The sequence below is a fragment of the Eudoraea sp. genome (genome assembly GCF_049669105.1).
Lineage (GTDB): Bacteria > Bacteroidota > Bacteroidia > Flavobacteriales > Flavobacteriaceae > Eudoraea.
In genome coordinates, this window is record NZ_JBATKE010000224.1 from 1 (window position 1) to 8,302 (window position 8,302).

The 8,302-nt window shown below is 37.8% G+C and carries 10 protein-coding genes and 1 pseudogene; all 11 read left to right on the plus strand.

From position 1 onward, the window contains the following. Positions 1-481 (plus strand): preprotein translocase subunit SecY (locus WBM60_RS16675; RefSeq protein WP_424283361.1); only part of this gene is annotated, 481 nt, incomplete at its 5' end. 3 nt (positions 482-484) lie between these two features. Next, positions 485-700 (plus strand): translation initiation factor IF-1, encoded by a 216-nt coding sequence (gene infA / locus WBM60_RS16680; RefSeq protein WP_015753973.1) that lies wholly within the window; start codon positions 485-487, stop codon positions 698-700. A gap of 10 nt (positions 701-710) precedes the next feature. Continuing rightward, a complete protein-coding gene (ykgO, locus tag WBM60_RS16685; protein WP_122514977.1) occupies positions 711-827 on the plus strand; it encodes a type B 50S ribosomal protein L36 in 117 nt (38 codons plus the stop codon). Between the two features lie 2 nt (positions 828-829). Next, complete coding sequence (gene rpsM, locus WBM60_RS16690) at positions 830-1,204, plus strand: 30S ribosomal protein S13 (RefSeq protein WP_299160449.1); 375 nt, start codon at positions 830-832, stop codon at positions 1,202-1,204. Between the two features lie 10 nt (positions 1,205-1,214). Further along, the gene (gene rpsK, locus WBM60_RS16695; protein ID WP_424258717.1) at positions 1,215-1,607 is read left to right on the plus strand and encodes a 30S ribosomal protein S11; all 393 of its coding nucleotides are present in this window, start codon (positions 1,215-1,217) and stop codon (positions 1,605-1,607) included. Positions 1,608-1,707: 100 nt separating this feature from the next. After that, on the plus strand, positions 1,708-2,313 hold the full coding sequence (gene rpsD, locus WBM60_RS16700; RefSeq protein ID WP_424276480.1) for a 30S ribosomal protein S4: 606 nt from the start codon (positions 1,708-1,710) through the stop codon (positions 2,311-2,313). A gap of 19 nt (positions 2,314-2,332) precedes the next feature. Beyond that, entirely contained in the window at positions 2,333-3,325 is a 993-nt protein-coding gene (locus tag WBM60_RS16705) for a DNA-directed RNA polymerase subunit alpha (RefSeq protein ID WP_299160454.1), read from the plus strand. A 56-nt stretch (positions 3,326-3,381) separates the two neighbouring features. Next, positions 3,382-3,885: pseudogene (gene rplQ / locus WBM60_RS16710) on the plus strand (50S ribosomal protein L17); the annotation flags it as partial. Between the two features lie 314 nt (positions 3,886-4,199). Then, on the plus strand, positions 4,200-5,327 hold the full coding sequence (gene carA, locus WBM60_RS16715; protein WP_424283362.1) for a glutamine-hydrolyzing carbamoyl-phosphate synthase small subunit: 1,128 nt from the start codon (positions 4,200-4,202) through the stop codon (positions 5,325-5,327). A 99-nt stretch (positions 5,328-5,426) separates the two neighbouring features. Further along, complete coding sequence (eno, locus tag WBM60_RS16720) at positions 5,427-6,716, plus strand: phosphopyruvate hydratase (protein ID WP_424276482.1); 1,290 nt, start codon at positions 5,427-5,429, stop codon at positions 6,714-6,716. Between the two features lie 298 nt (positions 6,717-7,014). Beyond that, positions 7,015-8,298, plus strand: a complete 1,284-nt coding sequence (locus tag WBM60_RS16725) for a citrate synthase (protein ID WP_424264158.1) — start codon at positions 7,015-7,017, stop codon at positions 8,296-8,298. Positions 8,299-8,302 lie beyond the last annotated feature (4 nt).

Here is an 8,302-nt window from a genome sequence, read left to right on the forward strand (position 1 = left end):
TGCGCCCGGGTTATTAGGAAGAACTTTTAATAATACAGCAGTTGGCCAATGGATGGAAGTACAGTTTCAGGATATTTTTGGATTGGCCTATAATATTTTATTTGCATTGCTGATTATAATTTTTACATATTTCTATACTGCCATTACAGTTCCAACGAATAAAATGGCTGATGATTTAAAACGCAGTGGAGGTTTTATACCAGGCATCAGACCAGGTAAAGAAACAGGAGATTTTCTTGATAAAATAATGTCATTAATTACCTTGCCGGGATCCGTTTTCCTTGCTTTACTGGCAGTTTTACCTGCCTTAGTGGTTAAATTAATGGATATTCAGGCGGGATGGGCCTTGTTTTATGGAGGTACATCACTTTTGATTATGGTAGGGGTAGCTATTGATACTGTACAGCAGGTTAATTCTTACTTGTTGAACAGGCATTATGATGGATTGATGAAATCAGGTAAAAACCGAAAAGTTGCATAAGTTATGGCCAAACAAGCACCCATAGAACAAGACGGTAGTATTATAGAGGCTTTGTCCAATGCAATGTTTCGTGTGGAACTTGAAAACGGTCATGTAGTTACTGCTCATATTTCCGGGAAGATGCGTATGCATTATATAAAATTGTTACCCGGAGATAAAGTAAAACTTGAAATGAGCCCATACGATTTAACAAAGGCTAGAATTACATATAGATACTAACAAAGACGAAATGAAAGTTAGAGCATCCATAAAGAAAAGAAGTGCTGACTGCAAAATAGTACGCAGAAAAGGCACATTGTACGTAATTAATAAAAAGAATCCTAGATTCAAACAAAGACAAGGGTAATTATGGCAAGAATTGCAGGTGTAGATATACCAAAACAAAAAAGAGGTGTCATAGCACTTACCTATATTTTTGGTATCGGTAAAAGCAGGGCACAGGAGATATTAGAGAAAGCCCAGGTAAATCTGGATAGCAAAGTATCAGACTGGAACGATGATGAAATTGGTCGTATTCGTGATGCTGTTTCCTCCTATAAAATAGAAGGGGAACTTCGTTCTGAAAATCAGTTGAATATTAAGCGTCTGATGGATATTGGCTGTTACAGGGGAATCCGCCACAGATCTGGACTTCCACTTAGAGGACAGAGAACCAAGAATAATTCCAGGACCAGGAAAGGGAAAAGAAAAACGGTTGCAAATAAGAAAAAAGCAACTAAATAAATAGCATAATATGGCAAAGACAGGTACCAAAGCAGCTAAAAAGCGCAAGGTAATCGTTGAATCGGTTGGTGAAGCCCATGTAACGGCTTCCTTTAATAATATAATAATTTCTTTGACCAACAAAAAAGGCGATGTTATTTCATGGTCTTCTGCTGGTAAGATGGGATTTAGAGGTTCCAAAAAGAATACTCCTTATGCCGCTCAGGTGGCCGCTGAAGAATGCTGTAAAGTAGCTCATGAAGCGGGATTGAGAAAGGTGAAAGTTTATGTAAAAGGACCGGGTAACGGAAGAGAATCTGCAATTCGTTCAATTCACAATGCTGGTATTGAAGTTACGGAGATTGTGGATGTAACACCATTACCACATAACGGTTGTAGACCACCCAAAAGAAGAAGAGTTTAATTAAGTAACATATTTATAAAAGGTTAATTCACAGGAAGTGCAATTACGATTATCGAAGGATAAGCCTTAATTCATAATCACATTTCCAAATTAAAAGAAGATGGCAAGATATACAGGACCTAAATCAAAGATCGCACGTAAATTCGGCGAAGCAATTTTCGGAGACGACAAAGCCTTCGAGAAAAAGAACTATCCCCCGGGACAACACGGTAATAACAGACGTCGAGGTAAAAAATCCGAGTATGCTATCCAGTTGATGGAAAAGCAGAAAGCAAAATATACCTATGGCATATTGGAGAGACAATTCAGAAACCTCTTTGCCAAAGCTAACAGGAGTAAAGGCGTAACTGGTGAAGTACTGCTCCAATTATGTGAAGCACGTCTTGATAATGTAGTTTACAGGATGGGGATTGCAAATTCCAGAAGAGGTGCAAGACAACTAGTTTCCCACAGGCACATTACTGTTAATGGTGAATTGGTAAATATTCCTTCTTATTCCTTAAAAGCTGGTGATGTCGTAGGAGTTAGAGAAAAATCAAAATCACTTCAGTCCATACAAGATGCACTTTCTGCAAATAGCAGTGTGTATGAATGGATGACATGGAACAATGATAAAATGGAAGGGAATTTTGTTTCCATTCCAGAAAGAATTCAGATTCCGGAGAATATCAAAGAACAATTAATCGTGGAGTTATACTCTAAATAAAAACAACACAAATCCGACTATGGCATTATTAAATTTTCAGAAGCCCGATAAAGTTATAATGATTGATTCTTCAGATTTCGAAGGCAAATTTGAATTTCGCCCTTTGGAACCTGGTTATGGTTTGACTGTTGGGAACGCCTTGCGAAGGGTATTGCTTTCTTCTTTGGAAGGATTTGCAATTACATCCGTAAGAATTGATAAAGTAGAGCATGAATTTTCGGTTATTGAAGGTGTTGTAGAAGATGTCACCGAAATCATTCTAAACCTTAAACAAGTTCGATTTAAAAGACAAATTGAAGATGTTAATGAGGAAACCGTTTCCATATCTGTAAGTGGTAAGGAACAACTTACTGCAGGAGATTTTCAAAAATTTATCTCTGGTTATCAGGTGTTAAACCCGGACCTGGTTATTTGCAATATGGATCCGAAGGTGAGCATAAATATGGAGATAATCATTGAAAAAGGTCGTGGTTATGTACCTGCAGAAGAAAATAAAAAGTCTAATGCACCTTTGGGAAGTATAGCTGTCGATTCAATTTTTACTCCGGTAAAAAATGTAAAATACAGCATTGAAAACTTTCGTGTTGAGCAAAAAACGGATTATGAGAAATTGGTATTTGAGATCGTTACCGATGGTTCTATTCATCCAAAAGATGCATTGACGGAAGCGGCTAAAGTATTGATACACCATTTCATGTTGTTTTCTGATGAACGTATTACTCTTGAAGCTGATGAAATAGCGCAAACAGAGACCTATGATGAAGAATCTCTGCATATGCGTCAGCTTTTAAAGACCAAACTTGTTGATATGGATCTTTCTGTCAGGGCATTAAATTGTTTAAAAGCTGCGGAAGTTGATACCTTAGGAGATTTGGTTTCGTTTAATAAAAACGATTTAATGAAATTCAGGAACTTTGGTAAAAAATCATTGACAGAATTGGAAGAGCTGGTTATAAACAAAGGCCTTAATTTTGGAATGGATCTTTCCAAGTACAAATTAGATAAGGATTAATTTATCAATAAAGACGGGACTTTTCCTGTTTTTAGTAAGCATTTATATAAGTAACGATGAGACACGGTAAAAAAGTCAATCACTTAGGTAGAAAGTCAGCTCATAGAAAAGCTATGTTGGCTAACATGGCTTGTTCTTTGATTGAACATAAAAGAATTAATACAACTGTGGCAAAGGCTAAAGCCTTAAAGCAGTTTATAGAGCCATTAATAACTAAATCAAAGGCTGAGAATAATCAGACTACAGAAAAAGGAACACACAACAGACGTATTGCATTTAAAAACCTTAGGGATAAGTATGCGGTTACAGAATTATTTGGAAGTGTTTCTGATAAGGTAGGTGAGCGACCAGGAGGTTATACCCGAATTATTAAATTAGGAAATAGGCTTGGCGATAACGCAGATATGGCAATGATAGAACTTGTAGACTATAATGAGGTTTACAATTCTGAAAAAACTGCTAAAAAGAAAACTACAAGAAGAAGTAGAAGAGGAAAAAAGGCCGATGAGATGGCAGTTGAAACTGCTAAGGAAACAAAAGTAGCTGAAACCGCTAAGGAAACAGCAGTAGTTGAAGAGACTGCAGAAGCAGCAGTAGTTGAAGAGACTGTGGAAACAGTAGCCGAAGAAATAAAGGTGACAGAGTCTGTAGAATCCGAGGAGGCATCTCAAGAAATTGAGGAGGTTAAAAAACCAAAGGCAGCTAAAGAAGAAGCGTCAGCACCTGAAACAACTGAGCCAGAAGATTCCGAAGAAGAAAAAAATGATTCAAAAGCATAAATTGTTTATAAAATCATTAATATTTAATAAAGGATAGACCTAAAAGTCTATCCTTTTTTTATGTTTATTTGTGAAATGTAATCTTATTTAACACTATGAAGTATCAATCAAAAAAAAGAGCACTATTATTATTGGAAGACGGCACTATTTTCTTTGGTAAGGCAGTAGGCAACAAAGAAGGAACTGCTTATGGAGAAGTTTGTTTTAATACCGGGATGACTGGATATCAGGAAATATTTACAGATCCTTCTTATTTCGGTCAACTCATGGTTACTACAAACGCACACATAGGTAATTATGGGACCAACAGGGATGAGGTTGAATCCGGTTCGGTAAAAATAGCGGGATTGATATGTAAGAATTTCAGCTATGAGTACTCAAGACCGATTGCAGATCAAAGTCTGGAGGAATTTTTGGAAGCAAGCAACCTGTTTGCTATTTCCGATGTAGATACCAGAGCCCTGGTAAGCCATATACGAGATCAGGGTGCTATGAATGCGGTGATCTCAACCGAAGTAGAAGACATAGACAGCTTGAGGGAATCCTTAAAAAAAGTACCTAATATGGAAGGATTAGAACTTGCTTCGAAAGTATCAACCGCAGAACCTTATTTTTATGGAAATGAGAATGCTCAATACAAAATAGCAGCCCTGGATATTGGAATAAAAAATAATATTTTACGTAATCTGGCTAAAAGAGATGCTTATATAAAAATATTTCCCTACAATGCTACCTATGAAGAAATGAACGAATGGCAACCTGATGGGTTTTTTATTTCCAACGGGCCCGGAGACCCGGAACCTTTGCATGAAGCTGTCGAGGTAGCTCGTAAGATCATGGCTAATGATAAACCTTTATTTGGAATTTGCCTCGGTCACCAGGTTATCGCATTGGCTAATGGTATATCTACTTATAAAATGCATAATGGACATAGAGGGATAAACCATCCGGTATTGAACCTTTTAACAGGCAAAGGTGAAATTACCTCTCAAAATCATGGGTTTGCCATAAGCAGGGAAGAAACGGAGTCTAATCGGGAAATTGAGATTACTCATGTCCATCTAAACGATAAAACAGTGGCAGGTATCAGGTTAAAAAATAAAAATGTTTTTTCTGTTCAATATCATCCTGAAGCCAGTCCGGGACCTCATGATGCAGAATATCTTTTTGATCAATTTTTTGAAATGATCACTTCCAATGTTAATAAAGATACATTGGTTTAAGGAATTGTTATATTCCGGTCTTTGTGAGGCCCGATATAGCATTGGGTCCATACTCCTTTTGTATCTTTGTCAAATAATTCAACCTTAAAATTTAACAATATGAGTACCATAATTGATGTGCATGCAAGGCAGATTCTCGATTCCAGAGGAAATCCGACCGTAGAAGTAGATGTTATAACCGAAAATGGCGTTTTAGGACGCGCAGCAGTTCCTTCCGGTGCTTCTACCGGTGAACATGAAGCTGTTGAATTACGTGATGGAGGGAAGGCCTTTATGGGTAAGGGTGTAACCAAAGCGGTAGAAAATGTAAATAATATATTAGCCAAAAAAATAATTGGGATGTTGGTTTTTGATCAAAACCTAATAGACCAAACCATGATAGAACTTGATGGTACTCCGAATAAATCTAAATTAGGAGCCAATGCAATCTTAGGAGTGTCTTTAGCAGTTGCCAAAGCAGCCGCCAATGAGCTGGGAATGTCCTTGTACAGATATGTAGGTGGTGTTAGTGCTAACACTTTACCGGTGCCTATGATGAATATAATTAATGGTGGCTCGCATTCAGATGCGCCTATAGCCTTCCAGGAATTTATGATTATGCCAATCAAAGCAAAGAGCTTTTCGCATGCTATGCAAATGGGGACGGAAATATTTCATAATCTTAAAAAAGTATTGCACGATAGAGGCTTGAGCACTGCGGTAGGTGATGAAGGTGGGTTTGCGCCTACATTGGATGGTACGGAAGATGCGATAGAGACTATTGGACTGGCTGTTAAAAATGCGGGATATTCTTTTGGCGATGAGGTTATGATTGCACTTGATTGTGCAGCAGCAGAATTCTATGTGAATGGTAAGTATGATTATACCAAATTTGAGGGAGCTTCTGGCGCCATTCGGACCTCAGAAGAACAGGCGGCGTATTTAGCAGATCTCAGCAAAAAATACCCTATTATATCCATTGAAGACGGGATGGATGAAAACGACTGGGATGGCTGGAAGACATTAACTGATATGATTGGTGATAGCGTTCAATTAGTTGGAGACGATTTGTATGTTACCAATGTGGAAAGATTATCAAGGGGAATCAAAAGTGGCATTGCCAATTCAATATTAATAAAAGTTAATCAGATTGGCACGCTTACAGAAACTATAGCCGCTGTGAATATGGCTAAAAACGCGGGATATACTTCCGTAATGTCTCACAGGTCAGGTGAAACTGAAGATAATACTATTGCCGATTTAGCCGTAGCACTTAACACCGGTCAGATAAAAACAGGTTCGGCTTCCAGAAGTGATCGTATGGCTAAATATAACCAATTGTTGCGGATAGAAGAAGAGCTGGGTGATGTGGCCTATTATCCGCAGGAAAAAGCATTTAAGTTAGGATAGAGATAATCCTCAATATTATAAAAGCCTTTCTATCTAAGAAGGGCTTTTTTTATGAAATGAATACATCAAAGTAATTCTATAACCTATCTCGAATTTGAAGACTATTTTAATGAGAAATATTCTGTGTGGAAGTATGAAGCAAATCTAAATGAAAATAGTTATTTGAACTTAGAGGCAGCTATTATTTAGATCAATTATTTTTCTTCAAGTTTTACACTTCTTATTCCCCTCAGTAATTGTTAACGTCCTTCCTTTTTCTTAAATTTACAGTACCGTTCTATTAATCAAAATCAAGCATATGTCCGAAAAAGCTACATTGCAAGTTAATGGGGAAAAGTATGAATTTCCTGTTGTCGAAGGTACTGAAAATGAATTAGCCATTGATATTAAAACTTTACGTTCGTCTAGTGGTATTATCACCCTGGATCCCGGATATAAGAATACGGGTTCCTGTGAAAGTGCGGTTACTTTTTTAGATGGGGAGAAAGGTATTCTCAGGTATCGTGGCTATGCTATTGAAGAATTGGCGGAGAAAGCAGATTTCCTTGAAGTTGCCTACCTGCTCATTTTTGGTGAATTACCAAACGAGGAGCAACTTATAAAATTTGATAAGGATATAAAAGCAGAGTCACATGTTGATGAGGAAATGAAAAAAATCCTTGATGGATTTCCAAAATCGGCACATCCAATGGGTGTTTTATCATCTTTGACCAGTGCTCTGATCGCTTTTAATCCAAGTTCTGTAAACGTGACTTCAGAAGAGGATATGTATCATGCAATAGTTCGGATTTTAGCTAAATTTCCTGTCCTGGTCGCCTGGACCCTCCGTAAGAAAAAAGGGCTGCCCCTGGAATATGGAAGTAGCTCATTGGGTTATGTGGAAAATATCCATAAAATGATGTTTAAAAGGCCTGATCAGGATTATCATAAGAATGAAATCGTAATTGAAGCTTTGGACAAACTATTAATTCTTCATGCAGATCATGAACAGAATTGTTCTACGTCTACTGTTAGAATAGTGGGTTCTTCTCATGCAGGATTATTTGCTTCCCTGTCTGCTGGTATTTCTGCTCTTTGGGGCCCTTTACATGGTGGGGCTAATCAGGCCGTGCTTGAAATGCTGCAAGCTATTGATGATGATGGAGGTGACACCAGGAAATACATGGCTAAGGCCAAGGACAAAAACGACCCGTTCAGGCTTATGGGATTTGGACACAGGGTGTATAAGAATTTCGACCCAAGGGCTAAAATTCTTAAAAAAGCGGCTGACGAGGTTTTGGGAGATCTTGGCATTGAGGATCGCATATTGGATATTGCCAAGGGTCTGGAGAAAGAAGCTTTGGAAGACCAGTACTTTGTAGATCGGAAGTTGTATCCCAATGTAGATTTCTATTCCGGAATTATCTACAGGGCTTTAGGGATACCTGTAGATATGTTCACAGTAATGTTTGCTTTGGGCCGCCTTCCCGGATGGATAGCCCAATACAGGGAAATGAGGTTAAGAGGTGAACCCATAGGAAGACCAAGGCAGATATATATAGGAGAAAATTTAAGACCTTTTAAAGAACTTAACAAAAGATAGACTT

Coding starts and splice junctions, on each gene's coding strand:
- infA (WP_015753973.1), top strand. CDS start 485: ATGGCCAAACAAGCACCCATAGAACAAGACGGTAGTATTATAGAGGCT.
- ykgO (WP_122514977.1), top strand. CDS start 711: ATGAAAGTTAGAGCATCCATAAAGAAAAGAAGTGCTGACTGCAAAATA.
- rpsM (WP_299160449.1), top strand. CDS start 830: ATGGCAAGAATTGCAGGTGTAGATATACCAAAACAAAAAAGAGGTGTC.
- rpsK (WP_424258717.1), top strand. CDS start 1,215: ATGGCAAAGACAGGTACCAAAGCAGCTAAAAAGCGCAAGGTAATCGTT.
- rpsD (WP_424276480.1), top strand. CDS start 1,708: ATGGCAAGATATACAGGACCTAAATCAAAGATCGCACGTAAATTCGGC.
- WBM60_RS16705 (WP_299160454.1), top strand. CDS start 2,333: ATGGCATTATTAAATTTTCAGAAGCCCGATAAAGTTATAATGATTGAT.
- carA (WP_424283362.1), top strand. CDS start 4,200: ATGAAGTATCAATCAAAAAAAAGAGCACTATTATTATTGGAAGACGGC.
- eno (WP_424276482.1), top strand. CDS start 5,427: ATGAGTACCATAATTGATGTGCATGCAAGGCAGATTCTCGATTCCAGA.
- WBM60_RS16725 (WP_424264158.1), top strand. CDS start 7,015: ATGTCCGAAAAAGCTACATTGCAAGTTAATGGGGAAAAGTATGAATTT.